General features: G+C 71.8%; 25 protein-coding genes. 17 read left to right on the top strand and 8 right to left on the bottom strand.

Annotated features, from left to right (window positions below; genetic code table 11):
• Position 1: 1 nt before the first annotated feature.
• From GC203_RS00720 to GC203_RS00710, 3 genes are all read right to left on the bottom strand, one after another.
• Positions 2-814 carry an enoyl-CoA hydratase-related protein gene (locus GC203_RS00720; RefSeq protein WP_293450300.1) on the bottom strand — a complete coding sequence of 271 codons (813 nt, stop codon included), beginning with the start codon at positions 812-814 and terminating at the stop codon, positions 2-4.
• A gap of 91 nt (positions 815-905) precedes the next feature.
• Positions 906-1,307 (bottom strand): VOC family protein, encoded by a 402-nt coding sequence (locus tag GC203_RS00715; RefSeq protein ID WP_293450298.1) that lies wholly within the window; start codon positions 1,305-1,307, stop codon positions 906-908.
• 17 nt (positions 1,308-1,324) lie between these two features.
• Complete coding sequence (locus tag GC203_RS00710) at positions 1,325-2,098, bottom strand: ArsR family transcriptional regulator (protein ID WP_293450296.1); 774 nt, start codon at positions 2,096-2,098, stop codon at positions 1,325-1,327.
• Positions 2,099-2,245: 147 nt separating this feature from the next.
• Between GC203_RS00710 and GC203_RS00705 the strand changes: the two genes are divergently transcribed.
• The 4 genes from GC203_RS00705 (at position 2,246) to GC203_RS00690 (ending at position 5,595) form a co-directional block, all read left to right on the top strand.
• Positions 2,246-3,211 carry an alpha/beta hydrolase gene (locus GC203_RS00705; RefSeq protein ID WP_293450294.1) on the top strand — a complete coding sequence of 322 codons (966 nt, stop codon included), beginning with the start codon at positions 2,246-2,248 and terminating at the stop codon, positions 3,209-3,211.
• A gap of 2 nt (positions 3,212-3,213) precedes the next feature.
• The gene (locus GC203_RS00700) at positions 3,214-4,011 is read left to right on the top strand and encodes an enoyl-CoA hydratase-related protein (RefSeq protein ID WP_293450292.1); all 798 of its coding nucleotides are present in this window, start codon (positions 3,214-3,216) and stop codon (positions 4,009-4,011) included.
• A 150-nt stretch (positions 4,012-4,161) separates the two neighbouring features.
• Positions 4,162-4,815, top strand: a complete 654-nt coding sequence (locus GC203_RS00695; RefSeq protein ID WP_293450290.1) for a glutathione S-transferase family protein — start codon at positions 4,162-4,164, stop codon at positions 4,813-4,815.
• Positions 4,816-4,899: 84 nt separating this feature from the next.
• The gene (locus GC203_RS00690; RefSeq protein WP_293450289.1) at positions 4,900-5,595 is read left to right on the top strand and encodes a PEPxxWA-CTERM sorting domain-containing protein; all 696 of its coding nucleotides are present in this window, start codon (positions 4,900-4,902) and stop codon (positions 5,593-5,595) included.
• Positions 5,596-5,606: 11 nt separating this feature from the next.
• On the opposite strand, the gene GC203_RS00685 is transcribed toward GC203_RS00690, so the two are convergent.
• Positions 5,607-7,376, bottom strand: coding sequence for an alpha/beta hydrolase (locus GC203_RS00685; RefSeq protein ID WP_293450287.1), 1,770 nt, complete (start codon positions 7,374-7,376; stop codon positions 5,607-5,609).
• 219 nt (positions 7,377-7,595) lie between these two features.
• Here GC203_RS00685 and GC203_RS00680 point away from each other — a divergent pair, with 219 nt between their 5' ends.
• Complete coding sequence (locus GC203_RS00680) at positions 7,596-8,504, top strand: glutathione S-transferase family protein (protein WP_293450285.1); 909 nt, start codon at positions 7,596-7,598, stop codon at positions 8,502-8,504.
• 12 nt (positions 8,505-8,516) lie between these two features.
• Positions 8,517-9,374, top strand: coding sequence for a crotonase/enoyl-CoA hydratase family protein (locus tag GC203_RS00675; RefSeq protein WP_293450283.1), 858 nt, complete (start codon positions 8,517-8,519; stop codon positions 9,372-9,374).
• Positions 9,375-9,377: 3 nt separating this feature from the next.
• Here the strand turns inward: GC203_RS00675 and GC203_RS00670 are convergent, their stop codons facing one another.
• Both GC203_RS00670 and GC203_RS00665 read right to left on the bottom strand, forming a co-directional pair.
• Complete coding sequence (locus tag GC203_RS00670) at positions 9,378-9,656, bottom strand: hypothetical protein (protein ID WP_293450281.1); 279 nt, start codon at positions 9,654-9,656, stop codon at positions 9,378-9,380.
• Between the two features lie 207 nt (positions 9,657-9,863).
• Positions 9,864-10,607 (bottom strand): SDR family oxidoreductase, encoded by a 744-nt coding sequence (locus GC203_RS00665; protein WP_293450279.1) that lies wholly within the window; start codon positions 10,605-10,607, stop codon positions 9,864-9,866.
• A 63-nt stretch (positions 10,608-10,670) separates the two neighbouring features.
• On the opposite strand from GC203_RS00665, the gene GC203_RS00660 reads away from it, so the two are divergent.
• The 6 genes from GC203_RS00660 to GC203_RS00635 all read left to right on the top strand — a co-directional run bounded on the left by GC203_RS00660 (position 10,671) and on the right by GC203_RS00635 (position 16,163).
• Positions 10,671-12,674 (top strand): TonB-dependent receptor, encoded by a 2,004-nt coding sequence (locus GC203_RS00660; protein WP_293450277.1) that lies wholly within the window; start codon positions 10,671-10,673, stop codon positions 12,672-12,674.
• Between the two features lie 66 nt (positions 12,675-12,740).
• On the top strand, positions 12,741-13,568 hold the full coding sequence (gene rlmJ, locus GC203_RS00655) for a 23S rRNA (adenine(2030)-N(6))-methyltransferase RlmJ (protein ID WP_293450275.1): 828 nt from the start codon (positions 12,741-12,743) through the stop codon (positions 13,566-13,568).
• A 66-nt stretch (positions 13,569-13,634) separates the two neighbouring features.
• The gene (locus GC203_RS00650) at positions 13,635-14,189 is read left to right on the top strand and encodes a hypothetical protein (RefSeq protein ID WP_293450273.1); all 555 of its coding nucleotides are present in this window, start codon (positions 13,635-13,637) and stop codon (positions 14,187-14,189) included.
• Between the two features lie 37 nt (positions 14,190-14,226).
• Positions 14,227-14,790, top strand: a complete 564-nt coding sequence (locus GC203_RS00645; protein WP_293450271.1) for a sugar transferase — start codon at positions 14,227-14,229, stop codon at positions 14,788-14,790.
• Positions 14,791-14,976: 186 nt separating this feature from the next.
• Positions 14,977-15,495, top strand: coding sequence for a cytochrome c (locus GC203_RS00640; protein WP_293450269.1), 519 nt, complete (start codon positions 14,977-14,979; stop codon positions 15,493-15,495).
• Complete coding sequence (locus GC203_RS00635) at positions 15,495-16,163, top strand: cytochrome b/b6 domain-containing protein (RefSeq protein WP_293450267.1); 669 nt, start codon at positions 15,495-15,497, stop codon at positions 16,161-16,163. The genes GC203_RS00640 and GC203_RS00635 overlap by 1 nt, the downstream gene beginning before the upstream one ends.
• On the opposite strand, the gene GC203_RS00630 is transcribed toward GC203_RS00635, so the two are convergent.
• Positions 16,160-16,492: a hypothetical protein gene (locus GC203_RS00630; protein ID WP_293450265.1), complete on the bottom strand. Its 333-nt coding sequence runs from the start codon at positions 16,490-16,492 to the stop codon at positions 16,160-16,162. The genes GC203_RS00635 and GC203_RS00630 overlap by 4 nt on opposite strands.
• 142 nt (positions 16,493-16,634) lie before the next feature.
• On the opposite strand from GC203_RS00630, the gene GC203_RS00625 reads away from it, so the two are divergent.
• The 4 genes from GC203_RS00625 (at position 16,635) to GC203_RS00610 (ending at position 19,754) form a co-directional block, all read left to right on the top strand.
• Positions 16,635-17,414, top strand: a complete 780-nt coding sequence (locus GC203_RS00625) for a hypothetical protein (RefSeq protein ID WP_293450263.1) — start codon at positions 16,635-16,637, stop codon at positions 17,412-17,414.
• 169 nt (positions 17,415-17,583) lie between these two features.
• Positions 17,584-18,726 carry an L-lactate dehydrogenase gene (locus tag GC203_RS00620; protein WP_293450261.1) on the top strand — a complete coding sequence of 381 codons (1,143 nt, stop codon included), beginning with the start codon at positions 17,584-17,586 and terminating at the stop codon, positions 18,724-18,726.
• Between the two features lie 106 nt (positions 18,727-18,832).
• The gene (locus GC203_RS00615) at positions 18,833-19,009 is read left to right on the top strand and encodes a hypothetical protein (protein ID WP_293450259.1); all 177 of its coding nucleotides are present in this window, start codon (positions 18,833-18,835) and stop codon (positions 19,007-19,009) included.
• 37 nt (positions 19,010-19,046) lie between these two features.
• A complete protein-coding gene (locus GC203_RS00610; RefSeq protein ID WP_293450257.1) occupies positions 19,047-19,754 on the top strand; it encodes a phosphatase PAP2 family protein in 708 nt (235 codons plus the stop codon).
• Positions 19,755-19,933: 179 nt separating this feature from the next.
• Here the strand turns inward: GC203_RS00610 and GC203_RS00605 are convergent, their stop codons facing one another.
• Entirely contained in the window at positions 19,934-21,211 is a 1,278-nt protein-coding gene (locus GC203_RS00605; protein ID WP_293450255.1) for an amidase, read from the bottom strand.
• Positions 21,212-21,252: 41 nt separating this feature from the next.
• On the opposite strand from GC203_RS00605, the gene GC203_RS00600 reads away from it, so the two are divergent.
• Positions 21,253-22,704 (top strand): malonyl-CoA synthase, encoded by a 1,452-nt coding sequence (locus GC203_RS00600; RefSeq protein ID WP_293450253.1) that lies wholly within the window; start codon positions 21,253-21,255, stop codon positions 22,702-22,704.
• The last annotated feature ends 6 nt before the right edge of the window (positions 22,705-22,710 follow it).

Here is a 22,710-nt window from a genome sequence, read left to right as displayed (position 1 = left end):
TTCAGCGCCCCTGGAACACCGGCGCGCGCTTCTCGAGGAAGCTGGCGACGCCTTCCTTGTGGTCTTCCGTCTGCATGAGCAGGCGGATCTTCTCGATCGCCCAGGCGCCGATCTCGCGCGGGTCGCCGTAGGCGAAACGGGACAGGCCGGCCTTCAGATGCCGCACGGCCAGCGGTGGGTTGGCGGCGATGCGGCCCGCCAGGTCGCGGGCCCGCATCATCAGCTCGGCGTGAGGCGAGACCTGGCTGACCAGGCCGATCCGCAGCGCTTCCGCCGCATCGAGGATGTCGCCGGTGAAGAGCAGTTCGGCCGCCTTCTCGGGCCCGACGATCGCCGGGAGCCGATAGAAGCCGCCCACGTCGCAGACGAGCCCGCGCTTGACGAACAGTTCGCCGAACTTCGCCTTCTCCGACGCGATGCGGATGTCGGCGAACAGCGCCAACTCCATGCCCCAGCCCACCGCCGCGCCGTTGACGGCGGCGATCACGGGCTTGTCGCATTCCAGCGCGGCGATGGCGGCGGGCGTGGCCTGGTAGGTGACCGGCGTGGGCGCGCGGCTGACCGGCTTGGGCCCAGCCATGATCTCGCCGACGTCGTCGCCGGAGCAGAACGCCGGGTCGGCGCCGGTGACGATCACGCAGCGGACGTCCGGATCGGACGCCGAGACCCGGAAGGCCGCCTCCAGCTCGTCATAGGCGCGATAGTTCAGCGCATTGCGCCGCTCGGGGCGGTTCAAGGTGATGGTGGCGACGTGGGCGTCGAGCGTGCAGTCCACATGCTCGAACCCGGCGCTCTTCTCGGTCAGCGAGACCATGGCGCTCCTCCCTTTGGGGCATGGTTCGCGCCGGGTGCCGGCAGGTCAACGGTGACGTCCCGTCAGGGCCGCCGCCGAAGGCGGGTCAGGCTCAGCGCGCGGGCTGGAACCCGGCGGCGGGCTGGAAGAGCTCGACCAGGTTGCCGGACGGGTCCTCGACCAGGACCTGCGATCCGCCGGGGCCGGAGATGATCTCGTTGCGGAACGTCACGCCCCGGCCGCGCAGGCGTTCGGCCTCGGCGGCGATGTCGCCGACGACGACCTGGAAGCGGGTCCAACCGCCCGGCTCGGGCTGGCGGCCGTCGGGCATGGGCCGCCCGGCCGAGCTGGCCTTGCCGCTGAGGAGCAAGCGCAGATGGCCCCGTTCGACCGACCCGAACGCCGGTGACGCCAGGATCACGCTGAAGCCGAAGTTGGCGACGTACCAGTCGACGGCCTCCTGCACGTCGTTGACCATGTAGCGGACGTTCACGGTGTCGAAGGCGTCGGGCATGGCGGTCTCCTTGACGCTCAGGCGGAGGGAAGGGTGTCGCCCAGCAGGGCCAGCAGGTAGTCGACGCGGGTCGAGAGCTCGGCGGCGGCCTGCCGGAACAGCGGCCAGGTGGCGTCGTCGGCCTCGCCGGTGGCCGGGTTGGCGATGCTCCAGTGGATCGCTTCCGGGTGGCCGGGGAACTCGGGACAGACCTCGCGGACCCGGTCGCACAGGCTCACCACCCGATCGAAGGTCTCGCCGGCGAAGTCGTCCAGCGAGCGCGGGACATGGCCGTCGAGGTCGAGGCCGAAGTCCTCCCGCATGACCCGCGCGGCGTTGGGATGCAGCGGCCGGGGATGGCTGCCGGCGCTGTACGCCGCCACGGCGCCGCCGGATCTGGCCCTGGCCAGCGCCGCGGCCATCGGCGAACGCGCGCTGGCGCCCGTGCAGAGGAACAGCACCTTCCGGGCGCCGGCCAGGGGTTCGCCTCGCCGGGGAGGCGCGAGGCGAAGGCCGGGATGCAGCGCGCCGCCGGTGGCCGACAGCAGGCCGCCAAAACGCGGGAGATCCAGGCCGTAGTAGGTATCGCGCCGGTCGGCCGAGCTGCGGTGCGCCGACACCAGGCGGCCGTCGCGCAGCTTGCCCAAGTGGTACGAGACCAGGTTCTGGGGTTCGCCGACCAGATCGGTCAGTTCGTGGACCATGCGGTCGCTGCGGGCCAGTTCGCCCAGCAGGCGCCAGCGCACCGGATGGCCGGCCAACCGGAGGAATTCGGGCGGCGTCATCTCGGGATGAGGCGGTTGGGCGTCCATGGCGACCGATTTTATATCAAGCAGGATTGATATATCAATCGATCTTGATGTGATGGCGCTGGGTCGCGCCTGCCGCACCGTCAGCCTTGCCAGCCCGGCGCCCGGCGACGAAGCATGGCGGGCAAACGATCGTTGGGGGAGGCGCGCATGCCGGAGTTCCGCACCATCGACGCCGGCAAGGCGCGGCTCCGGGTGGCCGTGGAAGGCGAGGGACCGCTGGTCCTGATGGTCCACGGCTTTCCGGAGAGCTGGTATTCGTGGCGCCACCAGATCGGGCCGATCGCCCAGGCCGGCTTCACGGCCGCGGCCATCGACGTGCGCGGCTACGGCGGCTCCGACAAGCCGAAGGCCGTCGCCGACTATTCCATGGAGCAGCTGACCGGCGACGTGGCCGGCGTGGCGAAGGCGCTGCAGCCCGGCGCGCCCGCGATCCTCATCGGCCACGACTGGGGCGCGCCCATCGTCTGGAACACGGCGCTGTCGCGGCCCGAGGCCATCCGCGCCGTGGCCGGGCTGTCGGTGCCGTTCAGCGGCGTGCCGGGCCGGCCCTTCACCGAGATCTTCAAGGAGGCCTTCACCGACAAGGGCCACTTCTTCTACCAGGCCTGGTTCCAGGAGGTGGGGCCGCCGGAGGCCGAGGCGGAAAAGGACGTCCGGGACTTCCTGCGCAAGTTCTACTTCGGCATCGCCGGCGAGGCGCCTGACGGCAGCTGGCCGGTCAAGAAGCACGGCGCCTCGATGCTGGAGGGTATGAAGGATCCCGGCGTGTTCCCCGCCTGGCTGACGGCGGCGGACCTCGACTACTACGTGGGCGAGTTCGAGCGGTCGGGCTTCTTCGGCCCCATCAGCCGCTACCGCAACCACGAGCGCGACTTCGCGTGGCTGCAGGCGTTCAAGGGCCGCAAGCTGGAGATGCCGACGCTGCTGATCGGCGGCGACCGCGACCCCGCGTTCAACGGCTTCGGCCGCATTCCCGACCCCGCGGCGATGATGCGCCAGCACGTCACCGACCTGCGCGCCGTCCACATCCTGCCCGGCTGCGGGCACTGGACCCAACAGGAGCGGCCGGCCGAGACGACCGGCTTCCTGCTCGACTGGCTGAAAGGGCTCTGACGATGGCCGATCTTGAACTGCGCCAGGAGGGCGAGGTGGTCTGGGCCACCATGAACCGGCCCGAGAGGCTGAACGCCCTGAGCCGTGGCCTCGTCACGGCGCTGCGGGAGTTCTTCGTCGATCTCTACTGGCGGCGCGACGTGCGGGTGGTGGTGCTGCAGGGCGCCGGCGACGCCTTCTGCGCGGGGCTCGACCTGAAGGAGCGCGGCGACAACTCCAGTCAGCGCTCGATCGGCGCCGGCCTGACCCGCCAGCGCGAGATCAGCGAGATCGTCATCGCCATGCGCCGTTGCCCCCAGCCGATCATCGCGTGCGTCGACGGCCCTGCGGCGGGCGGCGGCTTCGCCCTGGCCCTGGCCTCCGACGTGCGGATCGCGACGCCCAGGATGCGGATGAACGCCGCCTTCATCCGCATCGGGCTGTCGGCCTGCGACATCGGGGTGAGCTACTTCCTGCCCCGGATGGTGGGCTCGTCCGTGGCCGCCGAATACATGCTGACCGGCCGCTTCATCGACGCCGAGCGGGCCTACCAGCTGGGGCTGGTCAGCCGCATCGTCGAGAAGGACCAGCTCGCCGCCGAGGCCAACGCCTTCGCCGAGGACATGCTGCACGCCACCCCGCTGGGCCTGAGGCTCACCAAGGAGGCGCTGAACCACGCCATCGACGCCCAGGGGCTGGAGGCCGCCATCGCCATGGAGGACCGCAACCAGATCCTGGCCAGCTCGGACGGCGACTTCCAGGAGGGCGTCCGCGCGTTCCTGGAGAAGCGCCGGCCAGTCTACGAGCGGCGGGAGGGGTAGGCGTGCCACCTATCCGTCGTGGCCGGGCTTGTCCCGGCCAGCCAGACGCGCTGACTTGGCTGGCGGCTCGCCGTGGCGAGGGCCGTGGAGCAACCCGGCGCTCCGGCGTTTCTGGGTGGCCGGGACAAGCCCGGCCATGACGCCGCGCTGATGAAGGGGAAGACGTCGATGATCGAACTCTGGCACTGCCCCGACGCCCGTTCCTTCCGTCCGCTCTGGGCGCTGGAGGAGCTGGGCCTTTCCTACGAGCTTCACCTGCTGAAGTTCCCGCCGCGGGTGCGCGAGCCGGGCTATCTGGAGGTCAATCCGCTCGGGACCATCCCGGCCATGAAGGACGGCGACACCTTCATGAGCGAGAGCGCGGCCATCGTGCAGTACCTCGTCACCCGCTACGGCCCCTCCGACCTGGCCGTGCCGGTGGAGGACGCGGCCTACGGCGCCTGGCTGAACTGGCTGCACTTCGGCGAGGCCACCCTGACGTTCCCGCAGACCCTGGTGCTGCGCTACCGCCAGTTCGAGCCCGGCAAGGCCGAGGTGGTGGCCGACGACTACGCCCAGTGGTTCCTGAGCCGGCTGCGCCACGTCGATCGCGCCCTGGCCCATGGCGACTATCTCTGCGCCGGGCGATTCACGGCGGCTGATATTTCCGTGGGTTACGCGCTTCTCCTCGCGCGGCAGCTGAAACTGGACGCCAAGTTCTCGCCGGCCATCCAGGCCTATTGGGAACGGATCAGCGCGCGGCCGGCGTTCCTGGCGGCCAAGGCGGCCCAGGGGATGGACCTGGCCCAGGCCCTATCGTCCTGACCGCCCCGCCCGTACCCCCAAAAGGGGGATGATCGCCCCCGGCCCGCGTGATCGGATGCGGGACAGTTGCTTTCGGGGGATTTCATGAAGCGCAGTGTGTCGGCCCTTATCGCCGTGATGGTTCTTGGCACCGCGGGCGCCGCATCGGCGGCGACGCTCACGCCGGTGAGCTATGTCTTCGACCAGGCGACGGATTGCGGGACGTACTGCTACCACGACGCCGGCGCCTACACCCCGAGCGGATCGCCCGCGCCGTCGACCCCGGCCGGCGAACTCACGGATGGCGTCCTCGGCTACGCCGGCTGGGCCGTCGGCGGGGCGGCGCCCTGGGTCGGCTGGACGGACGCCCAGGTGAATATCGATTTCACCTTCGATGCGACCTACGCCTTCTCCAGCGTCTCGGTGGGGACGACGCAGGACACCGTCACCGACGTAGTGCTGCCGGACCTGCGGGTCTACTCTTCGCTGAACGGGCTGGACTGGACGCTGCGCGGGACGCTGCTGACGCCCCCCAGCTCGGCCAACAACAACTCGTCCACCTCGACGGCGGCCCACACCTTCCTGACCCTGGACAACCTGGCCTTCGCGGCGCCCTACGTGCGGCTGACCGTGAACAACCACCCCGGCTACGGCGCCTACTCGTTCCTCGACGAGGTGACCTTCGACGGCCAGGCGGTGGGCGGGGCGCCGGAGCCGGCCGCGTGGGCGCTGATGATCCTCGGGTTCGGCGTGGCGGGGGCCAGCCTCCGCCGCCGGTGGCGCGCCCTGGTCGCGGCCTAGCGCCGAAGCCGTCAGCCGGCGAGGGCTTCGGCGACGAGGTCCGGGTGGGACGCGTGCAGCAGCCGCCCCGCGTCGGGCCGGCGGATCAGGCGATGGCCCGGCAGGGCCTCGGCCCAGAGGCCGTCGGCGTCGCCGGGGCGGTACAGCACGTCCTGCTCACCCACCAGCCGCACCCAGGCCGAGCCGTCGGGCAGCCGCGGCGGCGTCCAGGATAGATAGGCCTTCTGCTCCTGGACGAATCCCCAGGTCGACCTGAGCGCCACCAGCCGGGCCGACTCCACATAGTCGTCGACGACGCTGCGGTCTTCGAGCAGGGCGGTGTCGGCGCGGCTCGAACTCAGGGATCGGCGCGTCAGGCGCTCCAGCGTCTCGCGGCTGAGGCGGCTGCCCAGGAAGCGCGCCAGGAAGTCGATCATGTGGGGCTGGCGGACGATCAGCCACTTGGCTCCGTTCATGAAGCCGTCCCAGCGATTGTCGATCGCGTAGGGCGTGAACGGATTGATCAGGACCGCGCGGTCGAGGCGCTCGGGATGGGCCAGCCCGAACCGGAGCGCCGCGTCCTCGCCGCCGCGGCAGGCGAGGCGCACGGTCTTCAGCCCGAAGGCCTCGATCACGGTCAGCATGTCGTCGGCCGCCGCGGCCCCGGCGTCGCGGCCCGCCGGAACGTCGGTGAGGCCGAAGCCCGGCCGCTCGATCGCGATGGGGCGCATGCCGCGGGCCTGAAGGGCGCGGACCAGCCGCCGGTCGAGCAGCGCCCCGGTGGCGGCGCTGTGGAGCAGGAAGGTCGGGAAGCCGCTCGCGGGCCCGAAGTCCGACAGGGCGATCCGGCCCGCGCCGCCGGGCCGGTTCACGAACCTGAGCGGCCGCAACGCGCCCCAGGAGGCGCCGAGCGCCAGGTTGCGGTTCACCGACACGCCCATCAGCACGGCGGCCTCGGTGGTCAGGCGGCTGAGGTCGGTGGCCGAGCGGAGGCCGAAGCGCGTGAAGAGGGCCGACAGCTCGTCCTTGATCGCGTGCTCGCTGATGCCCAGCGTCGCGGCCGCCTCGGCGCGGGTGAGGCCGAGCGCCAGCAGAACGGCCGCGCCGCCGGCCCGCTCGGTCAGGCCGAGCGCGTCGCGCAGGACCGGGGCCTGGGCGAGCTGGAGGTCGCCGCCGCCGACCGCGGCGTGCAGCAGGCGGACGAGATCGGTCTGGCGGTTCGCGCCGGCCTTGCGCAGGGCCAGCCGAAGGGCCTTGCGCGCGGTCTCGTAACCGGTTCCCGCCTGGCGCGCGCCCTGGATCAGGTCGCCGGCGCCAATGAGGGCGCGCACCACCCGCGACTCCAACGGCGTGAGCCGCCAGCTCGCCAGCGCCCGCTCGGCCAGGGCGCGGACCTCGAAGGGGCGGTAGGCCACCGCGACCGCCGGCCCGTCGGCAAGCGACGCCAGGATATCGCCCGGCAGGCTCCAGCCGCGCGCATCCTCGGCGCGGCCGAGAAGCAGGACCGTCGTGGTTCCGTCGCGCGCCGGCAGGGCCACGAGGCCCGGCGTGCGCGGGCCCCGGAGCCATTCGTCCGCCGCGTGCCGCACGTCGTCGGGCGCGAACCATTGCGTGAAGCGCTCGTCGCGGTCGCGAAGCGCGCCATCGGGGTCGAGAACCCCGAACGCCAGGGCCGCCGCCGGGACCGTGATGGGCGCGCCGCCGCGGCCGTGGTCGCCGGGATGGACGGCCTCGTTCAGCGACTGGAGGATCCGCTCCGCCTCGCCGCCGTCGTCCACGATGTCGAGCGCCGGTCGCAGCATTTGCGTCGGATAACATCGGCGGGCGAGGGACAGTTCAAGCGACATCCCCCCATGCGTGCATAGGGCGGGCCAGCGCGGTCCGCGGCCACCGCTGACGTTGGGGCGCCATTGCAGGCGCGCGTCTTTGGCCTAGGGTTCGCGTCGGATCAGCAGAGGGATGGAGGACAGATGCGCCCCGCCGACAGCCTGACGACCGGCCGCGGATCGGCGGGCGCCTAGATGGGCGAGATCATCCTCCACCACTACGACACCTCGCCCTTCTCGGAGAAGGTGCGGCTGATGCTGGGAATCAAGGGCCTCGCCTGGCGCTCGGTCATCCAGCCGGTGATCATGCCCAAGCCCGACCTCGTGGTGCTGACCGGCGGCTACCGGCGCATCCCGGTGATGCAGCTGGGCGCGGACATCTATTGCGACACCCAGGTGATCCTGGCCGAGCTGGAGCGCCGCTATCCCGATCCGCCGGTGGTGCGCGGCGCCGACTGGGCGGTGAACCTGTGGGCCGACCGGCTGTGGTTCCAGGCCAGCGTGGCGGTGATCTTCGGCGAGATCGGCGACCAGGTCCCCAAGGACTTCATCGCCGACCGCGAGAAGCTGTCGGGCCGGCCGTTCGACGTGGCCGCCATGAAGGCCGCCGCGCCCTTCATGCGGGCCCAGTGGCGGGCCTATGCCGCCTGGATCGAGAACGGGCTGGCGGGCGGAGATTTCCTTGGCGGATCAACGCCGTCACTCGCCGATGTCGCGTGCTGGATGAACGTATGGTGGACCGGCGCGGCGACGCCCGCGGCGGCCGAGGCCATGCTGGCGGGGCTGGACCGGGTGCAGGCCTGGCGCGAACGCCTGCGGGCCATCGGCCACGGCGCCCGCCGCGAGATGGAGCCGGCCGAGGCCCTGCGCGCCGCCACCCAGACCGAGCCTGCCGACGGGCTCGGCTGCGATCCGGACGACCCGTCGGGCCTGCATCGCGGCGATCCGGTCGTGGTCCAGGCCGACGACTACGGCCGCGATCCCGTGGAGGGCGTGCTGGTGACGCTCACCGGCGACCGGATCACCATCGCCCGCGAATGCGGCGAGCTCGACATGGTGCACGTGCATTTCCCCCGCGCCGGCTACGTGCTGGCGCGGCGCTAAAGGAGAACTCCGATGAACGACCGCGTGACGGTGGACCTGAAGGACGGCGTGGCCGACGTGCGGCTGGTGCGCGCCGACAAGATGAACGCCCTCGACAACGCCATGTTCGAGGCCCTGATCGAGACGGGCGAACGGCTGAAGGGCGAGGCGGCGGTGCGGGCCGTGGTGCTCTCGGGCGAGGGCCGCGCCTTCTGCGCCGGGCTCGACATGGGCAATTTCCAGCAGATGGCTTCCGGCCAGCGCGCGGGCGGGCAGGGCACGACGGGCGCGCTCGTCACCCGCAACCGCACCCCGGGCGGCTCGAACCGGGCGCAGCACGCGGTGATGGTCTGGCGCGAACTGCCCGTGCCGGTGATCGCGGCGGTTCACGGCGTGGCGTTCGGCGGGGGCTTCCAGCTCGCGCTGGGCCCCGACATGCGGTTCGTCACGCCCGACGCGAAGCTGGCGGTGCTGGAGATCAAGTGGGGGCTGGTGCCCGACATGGCGGGCATCGTGCTGATGCGCCAGCTGGTGCGCGACGACGTGGCGCGCGAGCTGACGTTCTCGGGCCGGATCTTCTCGGGCGAGGAGGCGCTGGCGATGGGGCTGGCCACGCGCGTCTGCGAGGACCCGCGGGCCGAGGCGCTGGCCTTCGCGAAGGAGATCGCCAGCAAGAACCCGCATGGAATCCGCGCGGGCAAGCGGCTGCTGAATCTGGCGGCCGAGGCCGATCAGCGGGAAATCCTGCTCGAGGAAAGCCGCGAGCAGACGGCGCTGATCGGCTCGCCGAACCAGGTGGAGGCCGTTCGGGCCAACCTGGAGAAGCGGGCGCCGAACTTCGCGGAGGCCGAGGCGGAAACCCCGGCGCCCAATCCGTTCGGCGCGGCTTAGGTCTTAGCGCTGGGCCAGCTTGATGCCGGCGGCGGCGGCCAGTTCCGGATCGCCGGTCTGGGCGACGGCCTCGGCCACGGTGGCCTTCATGCAGGCGGCCAGTTCTTCGTGCGGGAAGGTCGCATTGGTGGTCGCGTGCACGCAGACCTTCTTGGCGGCCTTGGCGATGTCGGCGTGCAGCTGCTCGGTCGACTTGCCGACGGTGCTGATGCGAACCGATTCGGCGCTGGCCGGGGCCGCGATGAGGGCCGCGACGGCGGCGGCGGTCAGAATGCGGATCATTTTGTGATCTCCGGGGAGGGGGTTTGAACAAACCCCTTTCCGGCGTTCCTCTCAGGCGCCGGCCGGGAACTCACGCCCCGTGCCATATCGCCCGTACGCCCACTGATTCCGCGATCTTTCCGTTGACGCAAGCGTAATCTTGTCGCGGTGCAACATGCTTGTTGCAGTGCGAAATGAACGATCAGTTACCGCTGATAACTTAGGCGTTCAGCCGCGGCCCACGAAAGGCATCTGCGTCGCCATCACGGTCAGGAACTGCACATTGGCCGAAAGCGGCAGGCCGGCCATGTAGAGCACCGCGTCGGCGACGGCCTGCACGTCCATCGTGGGTTCCGGGCGAATCGAGCCGTCGGCCTGGGGCACGCCGCGGGCGATGGCGCGGGTCATGTCGGTGGCGGCGTTGCCGATGTCGATCTGGCCACAGGCGATGTCGTAGGCGCGCCCGTCCAGCGAGGTCGAACGCGTCAGGCCGGTGATGGCGTGCTTGGTGGCCGTGTAGGCGATCGACAGCGGCCGCGGCGCGTGCGCCGAGATCGAGCCGTTGTTGATGATCCGCCCGCCGCGCGGGTCCTGGTCCTTCATCAGGCGGAACGCGGCGCGCGTGCAGAGGAAGGCGCCGGTGAGGTTCACGTCGACCACGCGCCGCCAGTGCTCGACCGAATGGTCCTCGATCGGAACGGGCGGCGCGCCGGTCCCGGCGTTGTTGAACAGCAGGTCGAGGCGGCCGAACCGGTCCTTCGCAGCCGCGAAGAGCGCGTCGACCGAGTCGGGGTCGGAGACGTCGGTGGGCTGCACGAGGCAGGGGGCGCCCTCGCCCAGGGCGGCGGTGGCGGCCAGCTCCTGTTCGCGGCGTCCGGCCAGCACCACCTTCCAGCCCGCCTGGAGTAGCGCGACGGACACAGCCCGGCCGATCCCGCTGCCGGCTCCGGTGACGATTGCGACCCCAGCCATTGAACTCTCCCTTGGGTGTCTTTAGCCCTCGTGCCGCCCGCCATACCAGAGCTACGAGGCGACATGCCCGATCTGCCCCCTCCGCCGCCGCCCGCCGTCGAAGCGGTCGTCGTCCATCCGCCGCGCCTCGCGCCCCTGGGCGGGGAGGCGGTGTTCAGCGCGGTGCGGATCGAGCCGGAGACCCTCCAGACCACGGTTCGCCTGGATGATGCGCTGAAGAGCGCGCCGGGCGTGTCCCTGTTCCGCCGCACGGGCAGCGAGGCGGCCAATCCCACGACCCAGGGCGTCTCGCTGCGCGCGATCGCCCCCTCGGGCGCGGGCCGGGCGCTGGTGACCCTCGACGGCGCGCCGCAGAACGATCCGTTCGGGGGCTGGGTGATCTGGAGCGCCCTGCCGCCGGAGGCGATCGGCTCGGCGACGGTGGTGCGCGGCGCAGGCGCCGGCCCCTACGGCGCGGGCGCGCTGACCGGCGTGATCGCGCTCGGCGAGAAGGACGCGCGCGCCGGGCTGATCGACGCCGATGTCTCGGCGGGCCAGCGCGACAGCTATCGCGGAGCGATCGCGGCGGGGCTTCCGGGCGTGCTGATCAGCGCGGCCGCCTCGCGCACCGACGGCTACTACGCCGTGCGCGGCGCCCAGCGCGGGGCCGCCGACGAGCGCCTGCGGATGGACGACGCCACCGCCGCGGTGCGCCTCCAGCACGAGCTGGGACCCGTCCAGGCGGCGGTGCGGCTTTCGGCCTATCAGGTGAACCAGCAGGCCGGGATCGTGGGCGCGCGCTCGAACGCGCGCGGCGCCTCGGCGACGCTCACCCTGGCCCGGCCGGCCCGCGAGGGCGTGGGCGGCTGGCGCCTCCAGGGCTGGGTGCGCACCAGCAATCTTGAGAACAGCTCGGCCGCGGTGGCGGCGGGGCGGACCGGGACGACGCCGGCCAACGACCAGTACGACACGCCGGCCACGGGCTATGGCCTGAACGCCGCGCTGCAGGGCGGCCAGGGCGCATTCTCCTGGGAGGTCGGCGGCGACGCCCGCCTGACCGACGGAACCGAGCACGAGCGCTACCGGCTGATCGGCGGCGCCTTCACCCGCGAGCGCGAGGCGGGCGGCAAGACCCTGGTGGCCGGCGTCTACGCCGAGGCGGCCTACGACGAGGGGCCGTGGATCGTCACCGGCGGCGTGCGCCTGGACCGCAGCCGGGCCTACGACGCCGTGCGGCGCGAATGGGACACCACCACCGGAACGCTGCTGCTGGACCAAGGGGCGGCCAACCGCAGCGACACCACGCCCACGGGCCGGGTGGGCGTGCGCTATGCCGTGTCGGAAGCGCTCTACCTGCGCGCGGCGGCCTACGCCGGGTTCCGCGCGCCGACGCTGAACGAGCTGCACCGACCGTTCCGGGTGGGCAACGACATCACCGAGGCCAATCCCGACCTCAAGCCGGAAACGCTCCAGGGCGCCGAGCTGGGCCTTGGCGGAGAGGGGCCGGTCCGCTGGAGCGCCGACGTCTTCTACAACCGCCTGAAGGATCCGATCGCCAACGTCACCATCGGCGTCGGGCCGGGGACCTTCCCGACCGCGGGCTTCGTGCCGGCGGGCGGCACGCTGCGCCAGCGCCGGAACGCCGGCGAGATCAAGGCCTGGGGCGTCGAGGGCGAGGCGTCCGGCGAAGCGGGGGCGGCCGTCTCCTGGCGTGCGGCCATGGCCTACACCGACGCCGAGGTGCGCGGTGGAAGCGTGCTGCCGCAGCTCACCGGCCTGCGCCCGGCGCAGACGCCCAAGTGGACGGTCACGGGCGGACTGACCTTGCGTCCGGCCGACGCGCTGAGCCTTTCGGCCGACCTGCGCTACGAGAGCGCCCGGTTCGAGGACGACCTCAACAGCCGCCGGCTGTCGGCCGGGCTGCAATTCGACGCCCGCGCCGCCTGGCGCGTCACCGAGGCCGTCGAAGCCTATGTGGCGGCCGACAACCTCTTCGACGAGAAGCTGGAGGTGGGCGAGACCGGCGACGGGACCGAGAGCTTCGCCGCGCCCCGCACCTTCCGCGTGGGCTTCACCTACCGCCGATAGCGCGCGGGCCGCCCGTCGGGCGCCGTGCTATTCGCCACCTGATCGCCGGGGAGCCAGCGCACCGCCTTGAACTACCGCCACGCCTTCCACGCCGGGAACTTCGCCGACCTGGTGAAGCACGCCGCGCTCCTGCGCCTGCTGGCCGACCTGACCGCCGACGGCGGGCCGCTCATGGTCATCGACACCCATGCCGGGCGCGGGCTCTACGACCTGGCCGGGGCCGAGGCGCGCAAGTCCGGGGAAGCGGAGGCGGGGATCGCGCGGCTGATGGCGGCGGCGGACGCGCCGGCCGAGTTCGGCCCGCTCGTCGCGGCCGTGGCGGCGCTGAATCCGGGCGGGGCCGTGCGGCGCTATCCCGGCTCGCCGTGGCTGATCGCGGGCGCGCTGCGGCCCGGCGACCACTACCTGGCCTGCGAGCTGCGCGCCGAGGAGCACGCCGCCCTGTGCGAGGCGCTGAAGGGCAAGGCCGGCGTGCGCGCCGTGGCCGCCGACGGCTACGCCGCCGCGGTCGCCGAATGCCCGCGCCAGGGCCGGGTGTTCGTCCTGATCGATCCGCCGTTCGAGCAGCCCGACGACTATTCGCGCATCGTCGAGACGCTGGCGGGCCTTCGGCGGCGCAACCCCGCCGTCCAGGCCCTGGTTTGGCTGCCGCTCAAGGACCTGGAGACCTTCGACGCGTTCCTGCGGGACCTGGAGGACGAGGTCGGCGGTCCGCTGCTGGTGGCCGAGGCGCGGGTGCGGCCGCTGGACAACCCGATGAAGATGAACGGCTGCGCCCTGGTCATGGTCGGCGGCCCCGACCTGTCGGGCCCGCTTGCCGCGATCTGCGGCTGGGTCGCGCAAGCCTTAGGCGCCGGGGGCGGGGCGCGGGTCTACGGCCTCCCGCCACAATAATTTCGCAACTGCGAAGGATGGCGGGGTGTTATGCTGCGACGCACAATGTGGCGCAGGAGCTCTTCCATGGCCTTCTTCGAACCCCCCGAAATGCCCAAGACCCCCGTGAGCCCTCAGCTCCTCGTCGGCGTGGCGTCGCCGCTCTGGAGCTATTTCGGAGCCGCCGCCGCCGGCGGGGTCGCCTTCTGGTGGATGACGCGCTGGACCCGGCCGGTGAACCTGGAAGCGCTGCTCGGCGCCGCCGTCACGGCGACGCCCGAAGCGCGGGTCGAGCCCGAGCCGGTCGTCGTCGAGGTCGCCGAGATGGTGGCGCTGTCGATCGAGGAGCCGGTGGCGGAGCCGGTCGTCGAGGCCGCGCCCGAGCCCGTGGTCGACGAACCGGCCCCGGTGCTGGAAGCGGCGGCGGAAGCCGTGGCCGAACCGGTCCTGGACGAGGCGGCCGCCGAGGAGATCATCGAGGCCCCCCGCGGGCTGCCGACGGCATCGGAGCCGGAACCCGAGGTCGCCGCGGCCCCCGAGCCGCCCGTCGAGGCCGCGGCCGAGGCCGAGCCCGAATCGGCCGCCGCGCCCGCGCCGAAGCCCCGCAGCCGCAAGGCCGCGCCCGGCGCCGACAAAGCCTGACGTGGCGCGCCCGCGCGCGGGCGGCTAACTACGCTCCGTGCTCAAGCGGGGCTTCGACATCATCGTGGCGCTCGCCGGCCTGCTGATCGGCTGGCCGGTGCTGCTCGCGCTCGGTCTGGCCGTGCGCCTCGATTCCCCCGGGCCGGCGCTGCACTGGTCGCGGCGGGTGGGGCAGGGCAACCGCCTCTTCCGGATGCCGAAGTTCCGGACCATGCGCACCGACACGCCCGACGTGGCCACCCACCTGCTGGAGGATCCCGGCCGCTGGATCACGCCGCTGGGCCGGTTCCTGCGCCGCACCAGCCTCGACGAGCTGCCCCAGCTCTGGAGCGTTCTGGTGGGCGACATGAGCCTGGTCGGGCCGCGGCCGGCCCTGTTCAACCAGGACGACCTCGTGGCCCTGCGCACCGCCGCCGGCGTCGAGCGCCTGCGCCCGGGCGTCACCGGATGGGCCCAGGTCAACGGGCGGGACGAACTGCCGATTCCCGAAAAGGTGAAGCTGGACGCCGAATATCTGGCGCGCCGTTCGTTCCTGTTCGACCTGCGCATCATCCTGGCGACGGCGCGGGCGGCGCTCACGGGGCGCGGGGTCAGTCACTAGAGCCATCCCCGGTCAGGGGGGATCACCTGATCCGGGCGGGAAGCCCCGATCTTCAATCCTGTGGAGCCCGCCCGGACGGGTGAACCGGCATCCGCTTCATCCTGACGGCTCCAGCGAGGCGTTGACGCGGGCGCGCTCGGCCTTGCAATGTCCACCGGCACAGTGGGGATCAGGAAGGCGGAGCCGATGGCGTCGACGACGAGCAGGGGGGCCAGGCTGGCGATCGCGGCGGCGATCGGCGCGGTCATCGGAGGCGCGGCTGTGGCCGGCGTGGCGCTGGCCCACGACGATCCGATGCCCAAGAATCCGAGCCCGGCGACCCGGGCGGCCTATGTCCGCCACGAAAACTTCGAGAAGCTGGGCAAGACCTTCAAGGGCCTGAACGACGAGCTCAGGAAGGGCTCGCCCGACGTGGCCGTCGTCAAGTCGAGCACCCAGACCATGCTGAGCCTGGCCAATTCGCTGCCCACGTGGTTCCCGCGCGGCAGCGGCGTGGAGGCCCGGCCGATGAGCGAGGCCAAGGCCGACATCTGGACCGACGCGGCGGGCTTCACGGCGGCGGCCTCGGCCCTGCAGGTGCAGGTCTCCAAGCTGAACCAGGCCGCCGCCTCGGGCGACATCGCCGCCGTGAAGGCCCAGGTGCGGCCGACCGGCGGCGCCTGCAAGGGCTGCCACGACAAGTACCGCCAGGAGAAGAAGTCCTAGTGGCCGCCCCGGGCGGCGTGCGGGCCCGTCTCTGGGATGGGCCCGTCCGGCTGTTCCACTGGCTGCTGGTCGGCCTCGTCGCGTTCTGCTGGTGGTCGTCGGGCGACCACCTGAACTGGCATCGGTGGGCCGGCTATGCGGTGATCGGCCTGGTGCTGTTCCGAATCTACTGGGGGTTCGCCGGCGGCGGCGCGGCCCGGTTCTCCAGCTTCGTGAAGGGGCCGCGGGCGACCCTGGCCTATCTGGCGACGCTGGGAAGCCGCGCGCGATCCGAAACCCCCGGCCACAATCCGCTGGGCGCGCTCAGCATCCTGGCGCTGCTGGCCACCCTGGTCGCCCAGGTGGTCACCGGCCTGTTCGCCATCGACATCGACGCCTTCGAGGGCGGCCCGCTCTCGGATCGGGTCAGTTTCGAGCTGGGCCGGCAGATCGCCGAATGGCACGAGCTCAGCTTCCGGGTGCTGCAGGCCCTCGTGGTGCTGCACCTGCTGGCGATCGTCTTCTACGCCGTCTGGAAGCGGACCGACCTGATCGGCGCGATGGTCACGGGCAAGCGCCGGTTCGCGGTCGATCCCGCGCTCGATCGCGCGCCGATGTGGCGCTTCGTCCTCGGCGCGGCGCTGGCGGCCGCGATCGCCTGGATCGCCTCGAAGGGTTTTAGATTCTAGCTACGCTCGGCCGCGTCGCGCAGCGAGTTCAGCCAGGCGTCTTCCCGCATCTTCTCGGCGGCGCGCAGCGCGGTCTCGGCGTCGCGGACGGCCGCGTCGTGCTTGCGCCATTCGGCGACCGCGCCTTCACGCGCGGACCGGGCGGCCTCCAGCGTGGGATAGCGGGCGAGGACCGCGCGGGTCGAGTAGTTCACGGGCGGCCCCACCGTCTCGCGGTCGGGGTAGAAGCCGGTGATCGAGTCGGCCGACTCGTTCTCGATGTGGAACACGTCGGCCCAGCCCGCGTGATGGCGCATCAGGGCCCAGGGTCGTTCGATCCGGTCGCTCACCGTTGTCTCCGTCGAGAGAGTCGTCGCTGGAACCTGCCTTTAGCGCGACCGGCGCCGCGGTCCAACGCCGCGATGGCGAATTCTCGCTTCCCTTCCGCCGCGCGAGCGTGAAAAAGCGGGCCCATTCTTTCGAATGTTTGGGATGGGCGTTTCCGTTTTGAGCAAGATCGTGATCGGCCGCCAATTCCGCGGCCCGCCGAATTCCGGCAACGGCGGCTATGTGTGCGGCGTGCTCGCCAAGGGGCTGGCCAAGAGCTTGGACGGGCCGGTGACCTCGATGCTCCGCGCGCCGCCGCCCCTCGACACCGACCTCAGCCTGGAGACCCGCGACGGCGTCACCGTGCTCTCAGGCGCCGACGGCGCCGTCATCGGCCAGGCCACGGCCGCCGGCCAGGACCTGCCCGAACCGCCGCCGTCGCCGGGCCTGGCGCCGGCGCGGGAGGCCGGGGCGCGATGCCTGGCGTTCGAGCAACAGGTCCATCCGCCGTGCTTCACCTGCAGCACGACGCGGGAGGAGGGCGACGGCCTGCGCGTGCTGCCGGGCCAGCTGGCCGGCGCCGAGCCCGGCGTGGTGGCCTGCGTCTGGACGCCGCACGCGGCCTTCGCCGAGGCCGACGGGTCGATTCCCTCCGAGATCGTCTGGGCCGCGCTGGACTGTCCCGGAATCTTCGCCTGGATCGAGAAGGAGGGCCGTCCCGGCGGCCTGCTGGGCACCATGACCGGCGAGATCACCGGCCCGGTCCGCACCGGCGAGGACTACGTCGTCCTGGCCTGGCCGATCGAGGCCAGCGGGCGGAAGAAGACTTCCGGCGTCGCGCTCTACGACGGCGAGGGCCGTGTCGTGGCCCGTGGCTTCCAGGTCTGGATCACCCTCAACCGGGCGCCGGCCCCGCCGGCCACCGTGGGCGCCGCTATAGCCTAGAGCCTTCCCGGATCAAGTGGGCCCACTTGATCCGGACGATAAGGCTCGATCTTCAAAAGTGTAGAGCCCGTCCGGGCGGGTGAACCGGTTCCCACTTCACCCTGACGGGCTCTGAACCTTGCGCGGCCGCCGCCGGGGCTCCAAAACCGGCGGCGGGAGGGCCTGACGGATGCGCGCAGCTTCGGTTTCGGACTATCGCGAGCTCGCGCGGCGGCGCCTGCCCAACATCTTCTTCGAATACATCGACGGCGGCTCCTACGCCGAGGTGACGCTGCGCCGGAACGTCGAGGACCTGGAGGCGATCGCCCTGCGCCAGCGGGTCATGCGCGACATGACCAAGATCAACATGAGCGTCGAGACGTTGGGCCAGACGCTGCAGATGCCGGTCGGCCTCGCGCCGGTGGGCATGGCCGGCATGTACGGGCGGCGCGGCGAGACCCAGGCCATCCGCGCGGCCAGCGCGGCCGGCGTGCCCTTCTGCCTGTCCACCGTGGGGGTCTGCTCGATCGAGGAGGTCGCGGCCACCGGCACGCCGCCGTGGTTCCAGCTCTACATGCTGAAGGACCGGGGCTACATGCGCGAGCTGCTGGCCCGGGCCAAGGCGGCGGGCTGCCCGGTGCTGGTGTTCACGGTCGACCTGCCGCTGCCGGGCTCGCGCTATCGCGACATCCGGTCGGGCTTCACGGGCGGAAGCCGCCTGCAGCAGGCGATGACCCAGCTCTGGGACGGGGTGACCCATCCGGCCTGGACCTGGGACGTGGGGATCAACGGCCGGCCGCATACCCTGGGCTCGGTCGCCGGGGCGGTGAAGGAGAGCCGGCGCGTCACCGACTTCCTGGCCTGGATCTCCCGAAACTTCGACCGCTCGGTCACCTGGAAGGAGCTCGACTGGGTGCGGGAGAGCTGGGACGGGCCGATCGTGGTCAAGGGCGTGCTCGATCCAGAGGATGCGAAGGCCGCGGCGAAGGCCGGCGCGCAGGGACTGGTGGTGTCGAACCACGGCGGCCGACAGCTCGACGGGGTGCGTTCGTCGATCTCGGCCCTGCCGCGGATCGCGGACGCCGTCGGGAATGACCTCGAGGTCTATATGGACGGCGGGGTCCGTTCGGGCCTCGACGTGCTGAAGGCGCTGGCGCTGGGCGCCAAGGCCTGTTTCGTGGGCCGCGCCTGGGCCTGGGCGCTGGGCGCCGGAGGCGAGTCGGCGGTCGCCAAGATGCTCGACGTCCTGCGGGCCGAACTGGCTGTCGCCATGATCCTGACGGGCTGCGCGGATGTGCGCGAGGCGGGCAAGACGCTTCTCGACGAGGCATAAATCGCCTTACGCGCGAGCTATGTTCGCATTTGCGAGAAGAATGTTGTGCAGCGCGAAACTTCCTGCTCCGATCCAAGTTCACCAGCCGTAATGCTGGAGGACGGTGATGACGGAATCGCGGTCGTTCGCCTACTCGCTCTGCCAGGACGAGGACGGCTGGCGCTGGTGCGTCTACGACGAGGATGGCGTGACGGTGGCCGACGGAGCCAACGGCTCCCGCGACGCCGCCCAGGCGGCGGTGGAACTGACGCTGCGACAGGCCGGGACCGGGCTGGCCGCCTGATTGCCCCGAGCGGCGGCGGCGCCTAACGTCCGCGCCGATGACCGCGTCCAAGAATCCGTTCCAGCGTATCTGGCTGTTCCTTCGCCGTTTCGAGGCCCGCGTCCTGGCGGGCATGGCCCTCGCCGCGGGGGCCCTGTGGGCGTTCCTCACCCTGGGCGGCGAGATGCTGGAGGGCGAGACCGGCGACGTCGACCGGCGCCTGATCCTGATGTTCCGCACCCCCGGCCACCCGGACGATCCCATCGGCAGCCGGGGGATCGAGGAGGCCGTGCGCGACGTGACCGCCCTGGGCGGGACGACCCTGGTGACGGTGGTGACGGTGGTGGCCGTGCTCGCCTTCGCCTTCCACCGGCGCTGGCGGCATGCCGCGGTGATGGCGGGCGCCGTGCTGGCGGCCTGGGCGTCCAGCAACTTCACCAAGGCCTTCTACCATCGGCCCCGGCCCGACCTCGTGCCGCACGAGGTCTATGTCTACTCGGGCAGCTTCCCGAGCGGGCATTCGACGCTGTCGGCGGCGACCTGGCTGACGCTGGCGATGCTGATCGCCAGTCTGGAGACCCGCCGTCGGACCAAGGCCCTGGTCTATGTCGTCGCCGGCGTGATCCTGGCCGGCGTGGGCGTGAGCCGGGTCTATCTGGGCGTCCACTGGCCGAGCGACGTGCTGGCCGGCTGGTGCCTGGGCTCGATGTGGGCCCTGGCCGGCTGGCTGGCCCTGCGCGCCGCGGGCGGCAAGGTCAGGGGCTAGCGGGAGACTCAGTCCGCAGGCGGCGAGTTCAACGACATCCGCTCATCCCAGCGAAGGCCGGGATCCAGATCTCGAACGCAGATGTGGATTGGACGGCCGCGGAGCTTCCAGAGCCCACATCGGACGCTTTCCATCTGGGTCCCGGCCCTCGCCGGGACGAACGGCATCGAGTGCAGACCCTAGCCGAACCCGCTCAGGTCGGGCCGCCGGCCGTTCCAGCCTGACACCTTCTCGAAGGCCGCGCCCAGGGCCACGACGCCCGCCTCGTCGCGAGGGCGGCCGATCACCTGAAAGCCCACGGGCAGGCCCTCCCGCGTGAGGCCGCAAGGGACGCTGATGGCCGGCAGGTCGAGGTAGTTGGCCGCCCGCGTGAGGCGGCTGAGCGGCGAGGTGGTCTCGTCGATCGCGTCCATCGGCGGGCCGGGGATCGGGCAGGTGGGCGAGATCATCGCGTGGAAGCCGCCCAGCCAGGCGTGGAACTCGGCCTGGTCGGCCGCGCGGCGCAGGTGCGCCTCGGCCAGGCGCTCGTCGCTCACCTCGCGGCCGGCTTCGAAGCGGCGGACGATCCAGGGGTCCATCACCTCGGCGTGCGCCTCGATCCGCTCGCGCCAGATCCGCCAGCCTTCGCCCGACATCAGCATGCCGTTGGGCGTGAACGACTGCTCCAGCGCCTGGGGCGGGCGGGCCGTCTCGACGCGGACCCCGGCGCCGGCCAGCCGCTCCAGCCCCTCGGCGTAGAGGCGGGCGACATCGGGATCGAGCGCGCCCAGTTCCTGGAGCGGCATGGCCGCCACGCGGCAGCCGGTCACGTCGGCGGACAGCGCCGCGCGCGCATCGAACGGCTCGCGTGTGGCCGACACGCCATCCGGCCCCGAGATCACCGCCAGGACGCGCGCCGCCGTGGCGACGTCCGGAGCCAGGGCGCCCACCGTGTCGAGCGAGGGGCTGAGCGGATGCACGCCCTTGAGGCTGACGAGGCCGCGGCCGGGCTTCAGACCCACCACCCCGCAGGTCGCCGCCGGGATGCGCACCGATCCGCCCGTGTCGCTGCCCAGGGCCGCGTCGCAGAGGCCGGCCGCCACGGCCACCGCCGAACCCGAGGACGAGCCGCCGGGCGCGCGATGGACCGCCGCGTCCCAGGGGTTCCAAGGCGCGCCGACCGCGCGGTTGGTGCCCCAGCCGCCATAGGCCAGCTCGACCGTCTGGGTCTTGCCGACGATGGCGCAGCCGGCCTGAAGCAGCCGGTCGACCACCACGGCGTTGTGGGCCGGCTTGGGATCGAGGGGCACGCGCGCGCCGCCGCCGGTGGGGACGCCCGCGATGTCGATCAGGTCCTTCACGGCCACCGTCGGGCCGTCGGCCGTCTCGCCGGCCAGCGGCGGATCGAACACCTGCACGAAGGCCTTGAGCCGGCCGTCGTAGCGGCGGATGCGTGTCAGGGCGTCCTGCGGAGTCATGGGGCGACAATCGCCGCGGAAAATGGGCTAGGGAAGGGCCGATGTCCGAGAACCTCTACGACCTGCTCGCCAGCCGCTTTCCGAAGGACCGCTCGCAGCCGTGCTTCCTGCTCGGCGACGGGACGGCGATCAGCTACGGCGACCTCGAAGCCGGCGCGGCCCACGTCGCCGGCCGCCTCGTCGCCGAGGGCGTCGCGCCCGGCGACCGCATCGCCCTCCAGGCCGAGAAGAGCCCCGAGGTCATCATGGTCTATCTGGGGGTGCTGAAGGCCGGGGCGGTCTTCCTGCCGCTCAATTCGGCCTACACCTCGGCCGAGGTGGATTACTTCCTGGGCGACGCCGAGCCCAAGGCCTTCGTGACCGATCCGCCCGCCTGGGTGGCCGAGGCCCGGCGCCATCCGCCGCTGGAGGCGACGGTCGCGCGGGCCGCCGACGACCTGGCCTCGCTGATCTACACCTCCGGCACGACGGGGCGCTCCAAGGGCGCGATGCTGAGCCACGGCAACCTGGCCAACAACGCCCTGGCCCTGCACCAGGCCTGGGGCTTCACGCCCGACGACGTGCTTCTGCACGCCCTGCCGGTGTTCCACGTCCACGGCCTGTTCGTGGCGCTGCACTGCGCGCTGCTGTCGGGCTGCCCGATGGTCTGGCTGCCCCGGTTCTCGGACGCCGAGGTGCTGGCGGGCCTGAAGCGCGCCACGGTGCTGATGGGCGTGCCAACCTTCTACACCCGCCTGCTGGCCAACCCGGGGTTCACCCGCGAGAGCGCGGCGAACGTGCGCCTGTTCATCTCGGGCTCGGCGCCCCTGCTGCCGTCGACCTTCGCCGAGTTCGAGGCGCGCACCGGCCAGCGCATCCTGGAGCGCTACGGCATGAGCGAGGCGGTGATCATCACCACCAACCCGCTGGACGGCGAACGGGTGGCGGGCTCGGTGGGCTATCCGCTGCCGGGCGTCGAGCTGCGGGTCGGCGGCGCCGCCCCCTCCGTCGGCTCCGCCGACACCTCCCCCGCAAGCGAGGGAGGAGCGACAGGCGTCATCGAGATCAAGGGGCCCAGCGTCTTCTCCGGCTACTGGCGGATGCCCGAGAAGACCGCCGAGGAGTTCACGAAGGACGGCTTCTTCATTACCGGCGATGTCGGCCGGCGCGACCCCGACGGCCGCGTCTGGATCTCGGGCCGGGCCAAGGACCTGATCATCTCGGGCGGCTACAACGTCTATCCCAAGGAGGTCGAGCTGGTGCTCGACGAACTGCCGGGCGTGACCGAGAGCGCGGTCATCGGCGTTCCGCACAAGGATTTCGGCGAGGGCGTGGTGGCGGTGGTCATGGGTGAGGGCGACGAGGCGGCCCTGATCGCCGAGGCCCGCCGCCAGCTCGCGGCCTACAAGGCGCCGAAGAAGATCGTCTTCGTCGACGCGCTGCCGAAGAACACCATGGGCAAGGTGCAGAAGAACCTGCTGCGCCAGCAGTTCGCCGCGCTCTTCGCGGACTAGTTCGGT

This window comes from Phenylobacterium sp., from assembly GCF_016124325.1.
Taxonomy (GTDB): domain Bacteria; phylum Pseudomonadota; class Alphaproteobacteria; order Caulobacterales; family Caulobacteraceae; genus Phenylobacterium.
This window is presented reverse-complemented; position numbering and strand designations above follow the sequence as displayed.